Origin of the sequence: Pedobacter ginsengiterrae (assembly GCF_039537385.1) — a bacterium.
Taxonomy (GTDB): Bacteria; Bacteroidota; Bacteroidia; order Sphingobacteriales; family Sphingobacteriaceae; genus Pedobacter; species Pedobacter ginsengiterrae.
In genome coordinates, this window is record NZ_BAABAK010000005.1 from 96,038 (window position 1) to 115,116 (window position 19,079).

20 protein-coding genes and 1 other RNA gene are annotated in these 19,079 nt (G+C 34.8%); 13 read left to right on the plus strand and 8 right to left on the minus strand.

Annotated elements, in window-relative coordinates; translation table 11 throughout:
- Positions 1 to 45 precede the first annotated feature (45 nt).
- Positions 46 to 210, plus strand: coding sequence for a hypothetical protein (locus tag ABD692_RS06980; protein WP_344765976.1), 165 nt, complete (start codon positions 46 to 48; stop codon positions 208 to 210).
- On the opposite strand, the gene ABD692_RS06985 is transcribed toward ABD692_RS06980, so the two are convergent.
- Complete coding sequence (locus ABD692_RS06985; RefSeq protein WP_344765977.1) at positions 199 to 1,512, minus strand: aspartate kinase; 1,314 nt, start codon at positions 1,510 to 1,512, stop codon at positions 199 to 201. The genes ABD692_RS06980 and ABD692_RS06985 overlap by 12 nt on opposite strands.
- 264 nt (positions 1,513 to 1,776) lie before the next feature.
- Here ABD692_RS06985 and ABD692_RS06990 point away from each other — a divergent pair, with 264 nt between their 5' ends.
- The 11 genes from ABD692_RS06990 (at position 1,777) to ABD692_RS07040 (ending at position 11,475) form a co-directional block, all read left to right on the plus strand.
- Positions 1,777 to 3,513: a phospho-sugar mutase gene (locus ABD692_RS06990; protein WP_344765978.1), complete on the plus strand. Its 1,737-nt coding sequence runs from the start codon at positions 1,777 to 1,779 to the stop codon at positions 3,511 to 3,513.
- Between the two features lie 211 nt (positions 3,514 to 3,724).
- A complete protein-coding gene (locus ABD692_RS06995; RefSeq protein WP_344765979.1) occupies positions 3,725 to 4,096 on the plus strand; it encodes a hypothetical protein in 372 nt (123 codons plus the stop codon).
- Between the two features lie 200 nt (positions 4,097 to 4,296).
- Positions 4,297 to 5,067 (plus strand): MbnP family protein, encoded by a 771-nt coding sequence (locus ABD692_RS07000; RefSeq protein WP_344765980.1) that lies wholly within the window; start codon positions 4,297 to 4,299, stop codon positions 5,065 to 5,067.
- Position 5,068: 1 nt separating this feature from the next.
- Complete coding sequence (locus tag ABD692_RS07005; protein ID WP_344765981.1) at positions 5,069 to 6,106, plus strand: cytochrome-c peroxidase; 1,038 nt, start codon at positions 5,069 to 5,071, stop codon at positions 6,104 to 6,106.
- Entirely contained in the window at positions 6,069 to 7,046 is a 978-nt protein-coding gene (locus tag ABD692_RS07010) for a transporter family protein (protein ID WP_344765982.1), read from the plus strand. Before ABD692_RS07005 ends, ABD692_RS07010 begins: the two co-directional genes overlap by 38 nt.
- Before the next feature lie 5 nt (positions 7,047 to 7,051).
- Entirely contained in the window at positions 7,052 to 7,507 is a 456-nt protein-coding gene (locus ABD692_RS07015) for a hypothetical protein (protein WP_344765983.1), read from the plus strand.
- Positions 7,508 to 7,511: 4 nt separating this feature from the next.
- On the plus strand, positions 7,512 to 7,775 hold the full coding sequence (locus ABD692_RS07020) for a YHS domain-containing protein (protein WP_344765984.1): 264 nt from the start codon (positions 7,512 to 7,514) through the stop codon (positions 7,773 to 7,775).
- A gap of 321 nt (positions 7,776 to 8,096) precedes the next feature.
- On the plus strand, positions 8,097 to 8,747 hold the full coding sequence (locus tag ABD692_RS07025; protein WP_344765985.1) for an SCO family protein: 651 nt from the start codon (positions 8,097 to 8,099) through the stop codon (positions 8,745 to 8,747).
- Positions 8,748 to 8,840: 93 nt separating this feature from the next.
- On the plus strand, positions 8,841 to 9,263 hold the full coding sequence (locus ABD692_RS07030) for a c-type cytochrome (RefSeq protein ID WP_344765986.1): 423 nt from the start codon (positions 8,841 to 8,843) through the stop codon (positions 9,261 to 9,263).
- A gap of 59 nt (positions 9,264 to 9,322) precedes the next feature.
- Positions 9,323 to 9,701, plus strand: an RNA gene (rnpB, locus tag ABD692_RS07035) — RNase P RNA component class A.
- 361 nt (positions 9,702 to 10,062) lie between these two features.
- The gene (locus ABD692_RS07040; RefSeq protein ID WP_316760759.1) at positions 10,063 to 11,475 is read left to right on the plus strand and encodes a sigma-54-dependent transcriptional regulator; all 1,413 of its coding nucleotides are present in this window, start codon (positions 10,063 to 10,065) and stop codon (positions 11,473 to 11,475) included.
- A gap of 153 nt (positions 11,476 to 11,628) precedes the next feature.
- Here the strand turns inward: ABD692_RS07040 and ABD692_RS07045 are convergent, their stop codons facing one another.
- The 7 genes from ABD692_RS07045 to gatB all read right to left on the minus strand — a co-directional run bounded on the left by ABD692_RS07045 (position 11,629) and on the right by gatB (position 18,316).
- Positions 11,629 to 12,936, minus strand: a complete 1,308-nt coding sequence (locus ABD692_RS07045; protein WP_344765987.1) for a chloride channel protein — start codon at positions 12,934 to 12,936, stop codon at positions 11,629 to 11,631.
- A 23-nt stretch (positions 12,937 to 12,959) separates the two neighbouring features.
- Positions 12,960 to 13,418, minus strand: a complete 459-nt coding sequence (locus ABD692_RS07050) for a chloride channel protein (RefSeq protein ID WP_344765988.1) — start codon at positions 13,416 to 13,418, stop codon at positions 12,960 to 12,962.
- 78 nt (positions 13,419 to 13,496) lie between these two features.
- Entirely contained in the window at positions 13,497 to 14,219 is a 723-nt protein-coding gene (locus ABD692_RS07055; RefSeq protein ID WP_316760765.1) for an RluA family pseudouridine synthase, read from the minus strand.
- Between the two features lie 195 nt (positions 14,220 to 14,414).
- Entirely contained in the window at positions 14,415 to 14,846 is a 432-nt protein-coding gene (locus tag ABD692_RS07060) for a phage tail protein (protein ID WP_316760769.1), read from the minus strand.
- A 107-nt stretch (positions 14,847 to 14,953) separates the two neighbouring features.
- Positions 14,954 to 15,643 carry a response regulator transcription factor gene (locus tag ABD692_RS07065; RefSeq protein ID WP_316760773.1) on the minus strand — a complete coding sequence of 230 codons (690 nt, stop codon included), beginning with the start codon at positions 15,641 to 15,643 and terminating at the stop codon, positions 14,954 to 14,956.
- 103 nt (positions 15,644 to 15,746) lie between these two features.
- Complete coding sequence (locus ABD692_RS07070) at positions 15,747 to 16,859, minus strand: redoxin domain-containing protein (RefSeq protein ID WP_316760776.1); 1,113 nt, start codon at positions 16,857 to 16,859, stop codon at positions 15,747 to 15,749.
- Positions 16,859 to 18,316, minus strand: a complete 1,458-nt coding sequence (gene gatB, locus ABD692_RS07075; RefSeq protein ID WP_344765989.1) for an Asp-tRNA(Asn)/Glu-tRNA(Gln) amidotransferase subunit GatB — start codon at positions 18,314 to 18,316, stop codon at positions 16,859 to 16,861. Before gatB ends, ABD692_RS07070 begins: the two co-directional genes overlap by 1 nt.
- Before the next feature lie 143 nt (positions 18,317 to 18,459).
- Between gatB and ABD692_RS07080 the strand changes: the two genes are divergently transcribed.
- Positions 18,460 to 19,053, plus strand: a complete 594-nt coding sequence (locus ABD692_RS07080) for a hypothetical protein (RefSeq protein WP_344765990.1) — start codon at positions 18,460 to 18,462, stop codon at positions 19,051 to 19,053.
- Positions 19,054 to 19,079 lie beyond the last annotated feature (26 nt).

Genomic DNA, 19,079 nt, shown 5'->3' on the forward strand with positions numbered 1-19,079 from the left:
TATCGTGTTACTCCTAATTGCATTGTTCCTTTTATTTATCAAAAAATGAAGATAGCAGCAGCCATATTTGTCTTTCTAATTATTTCAGCTGGATTATTTAACTCCTACAAGAAATATAAAAACGGAATGTTACCCGCAAACTTTTTAGCCTTTCATTGCTTAATGGGCTTGCTTTTTATTATTGCTGCATTCTTCTTATTATTCGAATAATCTGTTGTGAAGACTTCTCAAGGCTTCAGTTTTATACTCACTTAAAATCAGTAACGAAACGTTATAATTACTTCCTCCGTAAGAAATCATCCGAATTGGAATGTGTTTTAAACCTTCTAAAACTCTGCTGGCAAAACCATGTTTTTCTGAGCCGAAATCGCCAACAACACAAACAATACTGTGGTTGGTATCTACTTCTACAGTCCCGAAACGCTCTAACTCCTCAATAATTTTCGAAAGATTTCCAGTTTCATCAATCGTTAACGAAACGGCAACTTCCGAAGTCGTAATCATATCAATTGGTGTTTTATAACGCTCAAAAACTTCGAAAACACGGCGTAAAAAGCCGTACGCCAATAACATTCTGCTCGATTGAATACGAATTGCTGTAATTCCATCCTTAGCGGCAATCGATTTAATTTTTCCTTTTTCGCTATCGTGCGTAATTAAAGTACCTGCAGCTGTTGGCTCCATAGTATTTAATAAACGAACTGGAATTTTGTATTTCTGCGCTGGAAAAACCGATTGTGGGTGCAGAATTTTTGCTCCAAAATAAGCTAACTCCGCTGCTTCATCGAAAGATAATTGAGCAATTGGCTTGGTTCCTTTAACAATACGAGGGTCGTTATTGTGCATTCCGTCGATATCTGTCCATATTTGAACTTCCTCTGCAAGAATTGCAGCACCTAATAAAGAAGCAGTATAATCACTTCCTCCACGACGTAAATTATCTACCTCGCCAAAACTATTACGACAGATAAAGCCTTGTGTAATAAATAATTTATTGCCTTTATGTTGTTCTAATAATGGTGTTAAGTGTTTAGTTGTAAATGGAATATCTGGCTCATTATCTTCATCCGTTTTCATAAAATCCAATGCAGGCAATAAAACAGATTCTACACCAATTGATTTTAAATAGATATGATATAAGGTTGTAGACAATAATTCGCCTTGCGCTAAAACAACTTTCTCTTCAATCGAAGTGAAAATATCGTTGGTTAAAACAGCTAAAAAACTGAAATGATAATCGATCACCTCATTTCCCATCTCCTGAAAATCGGAAGCTGGTAAAAGCTCAATTACAAAATCCTTATATTTTTGATATAAATTTTCGACGCACTCGCTTCCCTTCTTCTTATCTCCAGCTAAAAAATAATTTGAAATTTCCACTAAGCTATTTGTGGTACCAGACACGGCTGATAACACTACAATTTGCTCTTCATTTGGATTAATGATATCCAACAACTTCGTCATGCGCTCGGGACTACCTACTGAAGTACCCCCAAATTTTAAAATTTTCATCTAATTAGTTATTATTTTTAGCTGTAATAAAAAGAACACAATTTTACATCGTGCCTACCAGACAATAAAAAAATGTGGTTGTCTCATTTTTAATACTGGATTTTCTTTATTATTGTATCGGGGCGTGAAAATAAGCAAAACAAGCTTAAAAGCAACAACCTCAACAAAATAAAATTTGGGAAAGTTTAATTTATTTTGATCACAACCAAACTTCCAGGCATACATTTTTGTTCAACACCAGATATTAAATTAAAATAAAGCTCAATGCAATCAATTGATCAATCAACACAAGCGACCATTAATCAATGGTTAGGCGGCAATTACGACGAAAAAACAAAGGCTGAAATACAAGCCCTTGTCGACCAAAATGCAACAACAGAACTTACCGATTCATTTTATAAAAGTTTAGAGTTTGGTACTGGTGGTTTACGCGGAATAATGGGTGCTGGCTCTAATCGCATCAACAAATATACTATTGGAACAGCTACACAGGGTTTGGCGAATTATTTAAACAACAAATACCCAGGCGAAAAAATTAGTGTAGCCATTGCTCACGATAGTAGAAACAATTCTGATTATTTTGCTGGAATTACTGCTGATGTTTTTTCTGCTAACGGAATTCACGTTTATTTCTTTGAAGCCTTAAGACCAACGCCAGAATTATCTTTTGCTGTTCGTCACTTCAATTGCAAGAGTGGTGTAATGTTAACAGCATCGCACAATCCGAAAGAATACAACGGCTATAAAGCTTATGGCGCAGATGGTGGTCAGTTTACTGCTCCTGATGATAAATTGGTTATTGATGAGGTAAATAAAATTCAAAGCATAGACGAAGTTAAATTCGATAGAGTTGATACAAACGTTGAATTAATTGGCGAGGCAGTAGATAAATTGTATTTAGATGGCATTACTGCGCTTTCAATTTCTCCTGATGCCATTAAAAGACAACATGATTTAAAAATTGTTTTCTCCCCTATTCATGGAACAGGAATTACTTTAGTTCCAAAAGCGCTTGAACAATTTGGTTTCACTAACGTAACAGTTGTTGAAGAGCAAAGTAAACCAGATGGTAATTTCCCAACGGTTGTTTACCCAAATCCAGAGGAAAAAGATGCTTTAACTTTGGCAATGAATAAAGCTAAAGAAATCGATGCTGATTTAGTTTTAGCAACAGACCCTGATGCTGACCGCGTTGGTATTGCTGTTAAAGATAATAACGACGAATGGGTATTACTAAACGGAAACCAAACAGGCAGTTTATTAATCAATTATATTGTTTCGGCATGGGAAGAAAAAGGTAAGTTAACTGGTAAAGAATATGTAGTTTCTACAATTGTAACCACCAGTTTAATTAAAGCTATTTGCGATGCTAAAAACGTGGAGTACTTTAATACTTTAACTGGTTTTAAATGGATTGGACAAATCATTACTAAACTACAAGGCGAAAAAACCTTTATTGCAGGCGGTGAAGAAAGTTATGGTTATTTGGTGGGCGAATTAGTTCGCGATAAAGATGCTGTTGTTTCTGCTGCATTTATTTCTGAAATGACTGCTTATTACAAAGATAAAGGTGCTAGTTTATACAATGCGCTTTTAGATATGTATGTTGAGTACGGCCTGTACAAAGAGGATTTAGTTTCATTAACCAAAAAAGGTAAAACTGGTGCTGAAGAAATTAAGGCAATGATGGAGAAATTCAGAAATAATCCACCTGTATCGTTAGGTGGCTCTAAAGTTTCTGTTTTAAAAGACTACGAATTAGGTCAGGAAACTGATTTGGCTACAGGAAAAGTAACTAAATTAGATTATCCAGCTTCAGATGTTTTACAGTTTATTACAGAAGATGGAAGTATTGTTTCTGCTCGCCCAAGTGGTACAGAACCAAAAATTAAATTCTACTGCAGTGTAAATGCACCTTTAGCTGATAAAAAAGATTTCGAAAAAGTAAACGGAGAATTAGGCGATAAGATTAAAGCTGTAATGGCAGATTTGCAGGCTTAAGGCTCGTTAAACCACAGATAAAAAAGAATGAACACAGATGGATAATTTCATCTGTGTTTTTTTTTATAATAGTAAATTTGATAATTGAAACATCTGGTCCTGTCTTTCCAGATTTGTACGTATTTATTGCCGTTGATTTCAATCAACGGTCAAAGTAATTCTCTATTTTCTTTGCTGCAATCAATTTCTTTAATACTTTTGCTGCAATAAAATGTTAAAAAAAGTCCTAATATTTTTTCTGGTAATCTGTACAATTTCAAATTGCTACATGCAATTGGTTGTGTACTCAGGTTATCAAATGAATAAGGAGTATATCATATCCGTATTTTGTATCAATAAAGCACACCCAGAGTTACATTGCGATGGACAGTGCTTTCTAGCCAAAAAGTTGAAAGATTTAGATGGCAAGAACAAACAAACACAAGATAATTTAAAAAGAGTAATTGAGGCCGAACCAGAATTCCAGGTTGTAGGTATTAATCATAATATCCATTATTTCATTATCAAATCAGAAAGTGGTTATCTCGAAAAACCAATTAAAGACCTTTCTATTTCTATTTTTCATCCGCCGAAAATCGTTTAAAGTATTTTTATTTATTCATTGCGTGGGTCTTGCTCTCGCATGTTTGGCTATTTGTCATACTGAGCACAGCGAAGAATCTCAAAGCCAATAGCTATTAATTTGTTTTCTGCTGTAACGTTAATTTCTACTAAAGTGTTAGAGATTTTTCATTGCATTCAGAATAACAAAAGACTATAAATTCACTTATTCAATTTTCAGAAATGAAATTATCTCAATACTTATTGGCATTATTATGCCCTATTATACTTTTATCGTCATGCAAAAAAAGCGATGATGAAATCTCTACAGATACAAAATCAAGTTTTACTTTAGAGTTCGAACATCAGGTAAATGGTGCTTCTTTAGCTTTAAATACAGCAACTTACAAAAACGCCAAAGGCGAAGATTTCAAAATCAATGTTTTCAAATATTATGTAAGTAATGTTAAGTTAAGCAAAGCTGATGGTACAACTTATCTTATTCCAGAAAGTTACTTTTTAGTTGATGAATCTAAAGCAGCATCTAAATTAATCACCGTAAATAATGTACCTACAGGCGATTATACCAAGATCGAATACACTATTGGTGTAGATAATGCCCGTAATTTTGCAGGCGCACAAACTGGTGCCTTAGATCCTATTAATGGCATGTTCTGGACCTGGAACAGCGGCTACATTTTTGTAAAATTAGAAGGCACTTCCCCACAATCAACGGCTGCTGGCAATGCCTTAACTTTTCATATTGGTGGCGTAATTGATCCAAATAATACGATTAGAACATATTCTACGGAAATTAACTCAGCCAATCCGTTAAGAATTAGAGTAGATTCAAAACCAGATATGCACTTTATCGTAAATGCAGCATCGCTATTTACAGGTACAACCGATGTAAGTTTTGCTACATTAAACTTTACCATGGGTGGTGCCAATTCGGTAATTGTGGCTAATAATTACACAAAGGGTTTATTCCGCTTGGATCACATTCACAATTAATATGTGGAGGAAATCAATCGTCTTCGCAGTGCTTTTTTTAAGCATTGCGTTGATGTATGCTTGCAGCAAAAATGAAGCTGAAATTAAGCCAGAAGAAAAGAATATATCTTTTATCATTCCGTCTAATTTCCCTGCTCCAGCATACAATTTCGAAGAAAATAAGTTAACCAATGCAGGTTTTGAGTTAGGGAAGAAACTTTTTTATGATGCCCGTTTATCAGCCGATAAAAGCGTTTCATGTGGAAGTTGTCACCAGCAATTTGCGGCGTTTGCAAATCTCGACCATAAAGTGAGCCATGGTGTAAATAATTGCCAGGGAAAGAGAAATGCTCCACCCCTTTTCAATTTGGCGTGGCAAAAAGCATTCTTTTGGGATGGCGGTGTAAAAAACCTCGAAACATCGCCTTTAAATGCTATTACAGATGCTTGCGAAATGGGAACTGATATTCAAACGATCATTACGTTTTTGAAAGGTACAGCGCCCTACCCTGAAATGTTTAAGCAGGCTTTTGGTTCAACAGAAATCAATTCACAATTGGTATTAAAATCATTTACACAGTTTATGGGCATTTTGGTTTCTGGAAATTCAAAGTACGATAAAGTGATGCGTAAAGAAAGTGGTGTTTCATTTACTGCCGAAGAACAAACTGGTTATACGCTTTTCAAAGCCAAATGTACTTCCTGCCATGCGGAACCTTTTTTTACTGATTTTTCTTATCGCAGTAACGGATTGGATTTAGTGAGTACCGATGAAGGCAGATCGCACATTACAGGCCTGCAGAGCGACTTCGGAACGTTTCGTGTTCCAAGTTTACGAAACATCGAATATACAGGTCCGTATATGCACGATGGCCGTTTTTACAGTTTAGATGAAGTTTTAGAGCATTACAATTCTGGAGTACAAGCAGCTCAAAATTTAGATCCTTCGTTAAAAAATGGCATCCAGTTAAATAGCTCAGAAAGGGCACAAATCAAAGCATTTTTAAAAACACTAACCGACAATGAGTTTATCAAAAATACATTATATAGCGAATTGTAAATTACTAATAATTGCGTTTCTTTTAATCAGCAGCAATATTTTTGCCTGTGATATTTGCGGTTGTTTTATGGGGATTACGCCTTACTACAATCGAAACAGTATCAGTTTGCTGTATCGCTACCGTTCATTTAATGGTTACGATGGTCAATCGCATTCCTTGTTCCCCAATGGAGGCAAATTTTTTATTCCCGCTAGAAATCAGGATTCGCCAATAACTGGTCATGCTGGAAATCCAGATGACTACGAATTATACCGTTCAATGGAAATTAGAGGTAAATATTTCATCAACAGCAAACTAGAAATTAACGCAATTCTGCCTTATGTTTCAAACAGCGAACGTTACAATGGTTATACTTCTACCGTTGGTGGAATTGGCGATGTAAATTTATACGCAGGTTATCACCTTGTGCAAGAACTAGAGGATAATTTTAAGCAGCAACTTATTGCAGGTGCGGGTATTAAACTTCCAACAGGTAAAAACAATTTCAAAAACACTTCAGGCATTCGTTATTCATCCTTGCAACAAGCTGGAACAGGGAGTACTGATGGTTTTGTTTACTTAAACTACATGGTTGGTTTGGGAAAATTTGGAGCGAGTTTAAATACGTCGTACAAAGTAAATGGAACTAATAATCGCGATGAGGGAATTGCAAACAGTACAACGAGTTTTTTGAATATTTTTTATACACAAAGAATCGGAAAAGATATTCAGGTAATGCCATCAGCTCAGTTTTTCTATGAATATTCTGCCGGAGAAAAGTACAACGGCGTTAAAACTGGTGAACATGTAATGAATAATTTAATGGGTGGCATCGGTGCTGATATTTTTTATAAAAACGTTGCCCTTAATGCAGGAGTACAAAAAAATATTTGGGAAGCAGAAACTGACCACCCGATGAGTGCAGGAAAAGTTTATGTAGGAATTACTTATAATTTTTAAAAACAATGAAAAAGAAAATAACAATAGTTGCTTCGGCATTAATCTTACTATTTAGTGCGTGTAAAACGGAGCCTAAAGCAAATGATATTAAGAAAGAAGTTTTAAATATCCACGATAAATTAATGATTGATGGCGAAAAAGTAATCAAGAATCGAATGAAATTAGATTCGGTTTTAAAATCTAATCAAATTAAGTCTACTCAAGATTCGGTAAATGTTGCAGATTTAATTATCCGTTTAAACAAAGCGGATGAAAATATGATGGATTGGATGCATTTCTTTAATGATGATTTTAAAGGAAAAAATGAGCAGGAAGATTTGGAATATTACAAATCGCAAATGATAAAAATTCGTGCAGTTGAAGATGCATACATTAAAGTTACCCGAGAATCAGATTCTTTATTGAACATTTTCAATTTAAATCCAGCTAATAAGATGGAAATTTCTAACCATAAGCATTAAAAAAATGAAAGCAATAACATCGTTAATAATTCTGGTCACGCTGACTACATTAGGCTTAAAATCAAATGCCGACCCAAAAATTGAATACAGAGAAATATCGTTTACTGATTCCGTACAGAAAAAAGTTGTCGACCCAGTTTGTAAAATGAAAATAAAGCCAAATGTTGCGAAAAGTTCAGTTTACAATAAGACTACTTACTATTTTTGTTCTGAAGGTTGTAAACAGAAATTTATGGCTACACCTTCTAAGTACATACCTGCTAAATAACAAGAAAAACATTGGTAGTGAACAGGCCGCTAATCAGGCTACTTCAGGCGGATAACAAGATCGTTTTTTGTATCTGTAATGGTCGTCTTTCAATCGTGTTTGCGTTGAGTTTAGTCGAACGAGAGACGAACAAGAGAAGAACAATACACGAACAAGGTAGGTTTTAGCTACCTGCCGATTATAGCGCAAGTTACTACCAGTTACCGCGTTGATTAATTACATCACCATCACTTATTAAAATGGAGATTAGGGACAAATCACGCATCAATTAATTGCCATCTGCAAAACAGAGGTGTATATTTACATTTTTAAAATCAAATCATGAATAAAATTATTTCTTCCATTGCCATAGGCTTGGTTTCAGCAGTTGCACTCTCATCATGTCAACAAGATAAAAAACTTCCGTTTTATGGCGAGCGCCATGCAGAAACCATTAAAGATGCCGCTGGTGTAGAAAAAATTGATACTGTTTATCAAACCATTCCAAATTGGGCTTTTTTAAACCAGGATGGTGTTTTAACTACTAATAAAATAACTGATGGTAAAATTTATGTAGCCGATTTCTTTTTTACTTCTTGCACAACCATTTGCCCAACCATGCATCGCAACTTAATGACGGTTTATAAGGATTTCAAAACTAATCCTGATGTTATGTTTGTATCGCATACTATTGATTTCAAATACGACAAACCATCAGTTTTGAAAAAATACGCTCAAAAATTAGGCGTTGATGGTGCGAAGTGGCAATTTCTTTATGGCAGTAAAGACAGCGTTTATACCTTAGCCGAGAAAAATTATTTAGTTGCTGTTGGCGAAGATAGTACCGCTAAAGATGGCTATATTCATCAGGGTTATTTAATTTTAGTGGATAAAAACCGACGTATTCGTGGTGCTTACGATGGTACGAAAGAAGATCAGGTTGAACAACTGAAAAAAGATATTCCAGTTCTATTGGCTGAGTATAAAAAATAAATTTTAGCCACAGATGAAAAGGATAAAACACAGATAAAAATCAAAATCTGTGTTGATCATTGCTTATCTGTGGTTAATTCTAATAAAACATAAATGCGCAAATACATCATCAATTCTATTTTTCTGCTATCTGTTATAGCTATAATCATTTCTTGCCAAAACCAAAAAGACATTGATTTACAGAACTATATGTCGAACGGAAAAGATATTTATAAGGCTAAATGCCAAAACTGCCATGGTGTAAATGGTGAAGGATTAGGTCAGTTAGCACCACCCCTAACCGATTCTATATTTCTAAAAACCAACAAAACACGTTTGGCTTGTTTTATTAAAAATGGTGCCAACGAAACCATGGTAATTCATGGTAAAGAATACAAGGAAAAAATGCCTGCTTTCCCCGAACTGGCCGATATAGATATTGCTCAGGTAATGGTTTTCGTAACCAATTCTTTTGGAAATAATCAAGGTTTTGTTCCATACACAGAAGTTTCTATGCAATTACAAAATTGTAAATAGCAGAAAAAATCTCTCTGTTTTTGCTGTCTTTTTGGTTAAAAAAATCCATCTTTGCCCAAAATGCAGGTTGTTCTATCGCTGTTTCGATATTATCGAGAGAGAGGAAAGTCCGGGCAACATAGGGCATCTCGCTTTCTAACGGAAAGGGATTTAGGAATGAAAACCTGAATTACGGATTAGTGCAACAGAAAATATACCACCCAGCGCAAGTTGGGAAAGGGTGAAAACGTGCGGTAAGAGCGCACGAGCATTGCAGGCGACTGCAGTGGTTTGTAAACCCCGAGCGTTGAAAGACCAAATAGGCTAACGCATGTAGGGCTGCCCGTCCGATGTTAGTGGGTAGGTCGTTAGAGGTAAACGGCAACGTTTACAGTGGATTAATGATAGAAATTCTGAGTAATCAGAAAACAGAACCCGGCTTATAGACCTGCATTTTTTATTTTTTCGGAAAGCTAAAACGGTACTTCTTCGTCTGCTTCAGCCCTGTTGCTTACTATATCTTTTTTGCGATTGCTGTCATGCTGAGGTACCAAGCATCTGCAGCTATGAAACAGATTCTTCGTGCCTCAGAATGACAGTCTATTCAAGGTTGCTGCAAACAAAAAAGTATACCGTTCACATCAGGTTTATTAAATAAAAACCTGTATAAATAAACTTACAGCCAAACTCAGATATTATTTCAAATCTGATAAAACCTTTTCATTGATTTCTCGTTTATAGCCTAAATCATTGTATAAAAAACTATACATTAATTAAAAAATAATATATTCGTAACTCAATTAGCATAAACAAATATTAAATGGCCAAACTATTAATTATTGACGATGAGCGGGCAATAAGAAGTACCTTACGCGAAATCTTAGAGTACGAAAATTACGACGTTGAAGACATAGATAATGGCATCGACGGGCTTGAAATGATTAAAAAAGGTAATTTCGACCTCGTTCTTTGTGATATCAAGATGAATAAAATGGACGGTTTGGAAGTGCTTGAACAGGCACAAATTATCAAGCCAGATTTGCCGTTCATTATGATTTCTGGTCACGGTACGGTTGAAACCGCCATTGAGGCCAGCAAAAAAGGCGCATTTGATTTTATTTCGAAACCACCTGATTTAAATCGTTTATTAATCACTGTTCGTAATGGTTTAGACCGTGGAACTTTAGTTACAGAAACCAAAGTTTTAAAGCGTAAAGCCAGTAAAACCCGTGAAATTTTAGGCGAATCCGAAAGTATTTCTAAAATAAAAGAAACCATTGAACGTGTTGCTCCAACGGAGGCTCGTGTTTTAATAACTGGGGCCAATGGTAGTGGTAAAGAACTGGTTGCAAGATGGTTACACGAAAAGTCAAACCGTGCTGATAGTCCTTTAATCGAGGTTAACTGTGCGGCAATTCCATCAGAATTAATTGAAAGTGAATTATTTGGTCACGAAAAAGGCTCCTTTACATCAGCTGTAAAGCAACGTATCGGAAAATTCGAACTGGCTAACGGCGGAACTTTATTCCTGGATGAAATTGGCGATATGAGCCTTTCTGCGCAGGCAAAAGTGCTTAGGGCTTTACAAGAGCATAAAATATCTCGTGTAGGTGGCGAAAAAGAAATTGACGTAAATGTTCGTGTTTTGGCGGCGACCAACAAAGATTTGTTAAAAGAAATTGAAGATGGTAATTTCCGTATGGATTTGTACCACCGATTAAATGTAATTAATATCCATGTTCCGCATTTAACAGAGCGTACAGATGATATCCCCGTTATTGCACAAAACTTTTTAGATAGCATTTGTAATGATTACGGAATGCCTGTTAAAAAAATTAACGACGGCGGTATGGCAGCTTTGCAGGCTTTACCCTGGACAGGAAACGTACGTGAACTGCACAATATGATTGAACGTTTAATTATTTTAAGTGATAAAGTAATCACGGAAAATGATGTACGTGCTTTTGCTAACCCAGGTGGTGGAACCAATATTGGTGCCGCAACAAGTGCACAAATTGCAAATAATAACAACGGTTCAGGTATGTCATCATCTTTTGATAGTTTTAATAATTTCCAGGATTATAAAGATCACGCAGAAAAGGAATTTATTAAATTTAAGTTGGAGAAAAATAACTGGAATGTATCAAAAACTGCCGATGAAATTGATATTCAAAGAAGTCATTTATATAGTAAGATCGAAAAATTTGGATTGAAAAGAGCTGATACTCCCTAGCCCTCTAAAAGGAGGAATTATTAGCGAGATTTAAAATAAAGGAAGTTGAAATATTGAGATTTATCTTAATTTATTTCAACTTTTTTTATTATAATAATTGTTGACCTACATGAACAGAGGAAAGTCAAAAGTCCGCTTTAGAGGCTTGAGGTTTTACCCCATGTAATCGTTCTGCCGCATTAGTAAAGCTCTGTATTTATTAAAAATTGCAGTTTTAGATACAAATCCTCTGTATCGATTAGCCTCATCAACAACAGGTAAAAGCCATGCATTTTCTTGCTCCATTTTTTTTAATACAGTTTTTAAATCTTCATTTTCCAATATTGTAATTGGAGCTGGCTGTACTAAATCTGTAGCTAACAAAGTTTCCTTATCAGGATTGTTTACCATTTCGCTAAACAATTCCTCCATATAGATAATACCTTTAAAATCGTCTAAATCGTCGGTTACAGCACAAATATTTTTATGCGATTGCACTATTTCATTCATTTTTAATGAAATCAAATCATTCATATTTAATTGGGGATAAGTTTTCTCAATCAAATATTTCAATTTCATCTGATTTAAAACCGTTGTATCTTTATCTTCATGAGAAAGCAATTCTCCTTTATCGGCAAGAACCTTAGTATAAATAGAGTGTTTTTGTGAGCTACGATTAATGGCGTAAGAAATCGCAGTAGTAATCATCAAAGGAACCATTAATATATAACCGCCCGTAATTTCGGCAATCAGAAAAATACCTGTTAATGGGGCGTGCATAATCGATCCTAATGCAGCAGCCATGCCAGCGACAATAAAATTAGAAACATTTAACTGTGCAATTCCAGAAAGATTTACGGTATAAGCGAAAATAAATCCAATTAAACCGCCCATAATTAAACTTGGTGCAAAGGTACCACCATTACCACCCGCACCCAATGTAATTAGAGTAGCAATCGATTTCATAAAAATTGTTACCACCGTAAACAATACAACCAATGCTGGAATAGTATTATAATCTTGAAAAATACTGTTGTTAATTACAGCCAGGTAATCTCCTCTTAATAAATTTTTCATCGTAATATAACCTTCTCCATAAAGTGTAGGAAAAAGGAATACTAAAAAGCCAAGCATTAAACCGCCAACCACAACTTTTGTATATGGATGTTTGATTTTATAGAACAACCCTTTTACAGCATAGTTAGCTTTAGTAAAATAGATAGAAAATAAGCCTATTAAACCTGCCAAAAGAACATAGTAAAATAACGCATTGATTTGCCAGCCTTCTGTTACGAGAAAAAATAGTTGCTGTGTATAAAATATTCTTGCTACAACGGCAGCTGTTGCAGCTGATAATAATAATGGGATAAACGCTGGAATCGTAAATTCTGGTAAGAGAATTTCGATTGCAAAAACAATACCTGCGACAGGACTATTAAAAGCGCCTGCAATGCCCGCTGCTGCACCACAAGCTACAAGCATGGTAATTTCTCGGTAAGACAGTCCTAAAATCGACCTAAATTAGAACCAATAGCCGAACCGCTTGTTACAATTGGCGCCTCCAATCCTGTTGAGCCACCAAAACCAACGGTAATTGCAGCCGTTATTATTTGAGAATAAATATTGTGTGCTTCTACTCTACTCGATTTTTTTGAAATGGCATAAAGTAATGGTGTTAGCCCAGTTTCAAATTTACTTTTTCTGATAAAATACTTAATGTATAAAACCGTTAGCAAAATACCAATCATTGGAAATATGAAATACAGATAATATTTGTATTTCCAATGCCAGTCTGATTGCAGAAATTCTTCTATGTGATGCGTTAAACTTTTTAAAGCCGCGGCAGCTAATCCAGCTAAAACACCAACAATTACAGCTAGGATGACTAAGAAATTACGGTTTGATATTTTCGATTTTCTGTATTGATTAATCTTATCAAGGTAATTTACAAAACGGATATACATTCTCTTGTTTTTTAATATAGAGCGAATGTTCCAAATGTAGCTAAAAGTGAACGCCGAGGCAATATTTAACTTAATTATTTATGCATCAAACTTATCTAAAAGTTTAATTAGGGTTGCGTAATCTTTCGGATATGGTGCATCAATTACAATATCTTTATCATCCAAACCTTTAAAAACCAAGTGCCTTGCATGCAAAGCAAAACGCTTCATAATTGGTTGTTCTTCTTCGCCTTTGGTTAATTTATAGCCTCTTTTAATTGATGAAAGAAAAACAGGTTTACCCTTATACATATCATCACCAACAATTGCCGCTCTTTGAGTAGCCAGGTGAATACGAATCTGGTGCATTCTACCCGTAATTGGTTTACACTCTACCAAAGTGTAGTGCTTGTAATATTTTAAAGAATTGAAAATAGTTTCTGCTCTTTTACCTTCTGCTCTATCGATGGTTACATTTTTATTTCCGTCGTTTAAAATTGGCAAATCGACAGTTAGATCGTCGAAAATTACGTGGCCATCTACAACAGCGTGATAAGTTTTATCAACTTTTCTTCTTTCAAACTGCATCGATGCATGGCGGTAACCTTCTGGATTTTTTGCAATAATTAAAGCTCCTGAAGTTTCCTTATCTAAACGGTGACAAACCTGTGCATCATCGCTATATTGCTTGGCTAAACGCAAAACATTGGTTTCACCAGATCCACCTCTTTCATCAAGCGATGCTAAGAATGGTGGTTTATTGATTACGATAAAATCGTTGTCTTCGAAAAGAATAAGGTCTTTAAAATTTGGGTACTTCAAACTGTGCTGTTATTAATGAACCGCAAAAATACGGATTTATTTTAATTGCACTAAGGATTAGCCACAGATAAAGCAGCTGACCATCGATAAGAAGCTTTGAAAACATCAATTATTTAAAGGGTGCTGAAATTTTTCGGATAATATGAATAAAGTTTTAGCAAAACCCTTTAGATTATTTCAAAACTTGTATATCAATTATGGAGTGGTTACGGTTAAGCCTTCATGCGTTAACTCAAGTGTTTCTAATGCTATTTCACTATCATTTGAAATTAGAATAGGACCGCTATATTTAACTGGAAAAGCATTTTTTACCATCCATATAAAAATGGGCTCATGATCTTCATTAAGTAATTTAATGGTGATGTTTCTTCGTTCTATATTTCCAATACTTTTTGTGTTAATCCAATTAAAGAAATCATTGTCGTTTTTGGCAATGCCTCTTTTTAAAATAATATTTGAAAATTTTCGAATACCAGGAATCTTTCTACCACTATCTACAGGACTTGAGCCATCCCTCGTAATAACAGCCTCTATTTCAATATCCAATCCTGATATTTCGGTAAAACCAATTCTACTCCCTCCCCAATCTGCTGTAAAATTATATCGATTAATTGCATTCTCAGACATAGTATTTTATTTTAATTACTTGAAATACAATATAATAACAAAATTTAAACAAACAAAAAAAGCCGAAGATTAATTAATCTTCGGCCTTAATATTTTGATTTTAATATTTAAGATAACTCGAACTTATAACCAACACCTTTTACTGTTGACACATAAGTTTCGCCTAATTTTTCGCGTAGTTTACGAATGTGAACATCAATTGTTCTATTGGTTACCACAACCGAATCTTCCCAAATGTTTTTAAGAATAGATTCTCGGGTATAAACTTTTCCTGGCTTAGATGCTAATAGATACAATAATTCGAATTCTTTTTTAGCTAAAACCACTTTATTACCACCTTGAAAAACCAAATAGGCTTCTCGATCTATAACCAAATCGCCTATTTCTAATTTATTTTCTGATAACTCTTCAGTGCCAGAGTTTCTTCTTAATATAGCATTTATACGGCTAACTAAAGCTCTTGGTTTAATTGGTTTAGCAATATAATCATCAGCTCCAACGTTAAAACCTGCAATTTCTGAGTACTCTTCGCTCCTCGCGGTTAAGAAAACCATAAATGTATTTTTGAATTCAGGGATTGCACGCATTAAACGACAAGCCTCAATTCCATCCATCTTTGGCATCATAATATCCAGAATAATTAAATCAGGATGAACTTTTTTGGCAACTGTAATTCCCTCTTGACCATTCGACGCTGTAAAAACCTGATAACCTTCTTTCTTAAGGTTATATTCAATTAATTCCAGAATGTCTGGTTCATCATCAACAATTAATATTTTCTGACCTGCGTTGTTCATAGTTAAATATTTGTTACGAAAGTAGTGTCTCTGATGTAATTTTCAGTTAAGCCTAAGTTAAGAAATTGTTAATAACTTAAATTAGTTTAACATTGATTTTCTTTTAACGTAACGTTTTTGCTAAAAACGCTTCAAGCTCTTCGCCACGAAGGTTTTTTGCTGCAATTTTCCCAGCTGGATCAATTATATAAGAAGTTGGAATTGCTTGAACTTGATATTTTTTAACTGTTTCTCCATTAAAATCTTTCAATTCAGAAACATGTGTCCAAGTTAAACCATCTGCCGCGATAGCGCTTAACCAAGCTGCTTTATCGGTATCTAGCGAAATACCTATAATATCAAAATTCTTAGTTTTGTACTTATTGTAAACCTTAACTACATTAGGATTTTCTTGTCGGCAAGGCTGACACCATGACGCCCAGAAATCTACCAAAACGTATTTTCCTTTATAATCAGATAAACTAACTGGTTTTCCATCCGCAGTATTAACTGTAAAAGCTGGGGCAACCTGGCCAACCTGAACTGTTTTCAGCAACGCCATTTGTTTAACGAAAGCATCAACAGTTGCATTCCCTTTTATTTCTTCTTTAACCTCATCTGCAAACTTCACTAATTCTGCCTCAAATTCTTGTGGGCTTAAAGTATTCATTGCATAAAAACTAGCTAAAGTACCTTTGTTATCCTTTGCAAATTTAATGATGGCCGAATTTAACTGATTAGTATATGATTCGTAACGTGGCTTTAATTCTTCCAAAACTGCCGCTCTATTTTGAGGTTGTGTAGATACTTTATTCTCAAAATCGGCTTGCAATTGTTCAACTTGCTTAGCATAAGTGTTTCTAATTGCATTTAATTCTGATAGTTTCTCAACTTCATTAGCGCCAGAAATTTTATAAGCCATTGTTTTATCAGCTAAATCTGCTTCTAGCTTAATTTCATCGCCGTTTTTAGCAATAAGCATAAATTCGTGGTTGCCAACAGAAACACGGAAAAAATCGACAGACGGAGTTTTACGAATAAATTTGAATTCGCCTTTTTCTGATAAATTGGTTGAATCAATAGCAACCATCTGGCTGCTTTGCATTCCATATAAAAATACTTTCTTTTCCGTTCCTGGATTTTTAAAAGTACCATCAATTGTAAAACTATCTTTTGGTTTACAAGCTGTGAAAGCAATCGCAATTAGTACGATCAGGCTAAAGTTTTTTAATCTCATTATTTAAGTTTTTCAAGTATTAATTCATTTATTTTTTTTGCATCAGCTTTGCCCTTGGCCAACTTCATAACATCGCCAACAAACAATCCTAAAACGCCTTTTTTGCCTTTTTTATACGCATCTACCTGTTGTGGGTATTTATTTAACACTTCATCAATAAAGCTACCTAGCTCATCACTGTTTTCAGAAATTAAAAGGTTTAGCGATTGTGCTAAATCAGCAACGTTTACATTTTCTTTTTGTTCTATTACAGGTAATAATTCTTGTATGGCAATTTGTTGTGTTAGCTTTTTATCATCAACTAAATTTATAGCAGCAGCCAATTGTTCAGGTGTTACTTTATAATTAACTATAGTAATTCCTTTATCGCTTAAAACGGCTCTTATTGGTCCAATTAACCAATTTATAAGCGTTTTTTTAGTATTTACAACTGGTAGAGCCTGATTAAAGTAATTTAGTAAATCTAAATCTTCGGCAAATAATGTTGCATCAGCCTTGCTGATTCCGAATTCGCTAACCATTTTCTTCGATATTTCATTTGGCAAAGCTGGCATAGCAGATTTTAGTTCCGCCAGCCAATCATCCGAAATGTAAATGGGTTGCAAATCTGGGTCAGAGAAATAACGATAATCATTTGCCTCTTCTTTGGTTCGCATTGGCGAGGTTGTTCCTTTATCAGCATCGAAATTTAAGGTGCTTTGTATAATGGCTCCTCCACTAGAAATTACCTCAACCTGTCTCTTAAATTCAAATTCCATAGCTCTACGTACGTTACGCATTGAGTTTAAGTTTTTAACTTCGCAACGTGTTCCAAATTCAGTACTACCATTTTCACGGATAGAAATATTTGCATCACAACGTAAGCTGCCCTCTTCCATGTTTCCATCGCTCACATTTAAATGGCGAACGAGTTTTCTAATTTCGCTTAGCAAAGCTGAGGCTTCTTCTGCACTGCGAATATCTGGTTCGGTAACAATCTCAATTAGTGGTACCCCTGCACGATTTAAATCAACTAAAGAATAGTGATCATCCTGATCATGAATACTTTTTCCTGCGTCCTCCTCTAAGTGAATACGGTTAATGCCGATTTTTTTTAACGAACCATCTGCAAGTTCTACCTCCAAATATCCGTTTACACAAATAGGCTGATTATCTTGTGTAATTTGATATCCCTTTGGCAAATCGGCATAGAAATAATTTTTTCTATCGAAATGGTTAATTTGATTGATTGTACAATTTAAAGCCAGACCAATTCGAATAGCTTTTGCTACAACTTCTTTATTCAGCTTCGGTAAAGCACCTGGTAAAGCCAAAGAAACTGCAGATATATTTTGATTGGGCAAAGCACCAAAAGATGCACTATCAGCAGAAAATATTTTAGTGTTTGTATTTAACTGAACATGAATTTCCAGTCCTGAAACGAGTTCGTAATTGTTTTCGGTTGTCCCTAAACTCATATTAAAATGATGCCTTTAAGTGTATTGTGCTGGCAAATATAGTTAAAGAATGTTAAAACGGATTGCCACACTTAAACTAGTATGTAATGCTTGTGTCTATTTCAATAATTAACACACACAAGAAACCTTTAAATTAAAAGATTATGAAAAAGTTAGTATTATTTGCTGCAGTTCTGATGGTTTCATTATTCAGCATAAACAATGCAAAAGCTCAGGTTAGCTTAAATGTAAATATTGGCTCACAACCAGTTTGGGGCCCAACTGGATATAATCATGTAGACTATTATTATTTCCCAGATATTAATGCTTACTATTATGTTCCATCAGGTCAATACATTTTCTTAAATGGAAGCCGTTGGATTTGGGCGAATAGTTTACCTGCACAATTTGGCAATTTCGATTTGTACCGCTCTTATAAAGTTGTTATAAACGAGCCAAAGCCGTATTTAAGAAACAATGTATATGTTGCCAGATATAGCAAATTCAAAAACTATGGCGGTCGTCAAACAATTATAAGAGATAGTAGAGATACTAAATATTACGTAGTAAAAGGACATCCGAACTATAGTGTTAATAAAACTGTAGGTGTAAATAACAACCGACCAAACCGTAATCAAAAAACTGTTACAAGAGTGAATCAACCAACTCGCCAGCAACAAAGCAATGGCCGTGGAAATAACAAAGACAACAACAGGCCAGAACGAAATGGCGGTCAACGTGGTAAGGACCGTCACTAATTAATATAGTTGGTTATCTAAAAGGA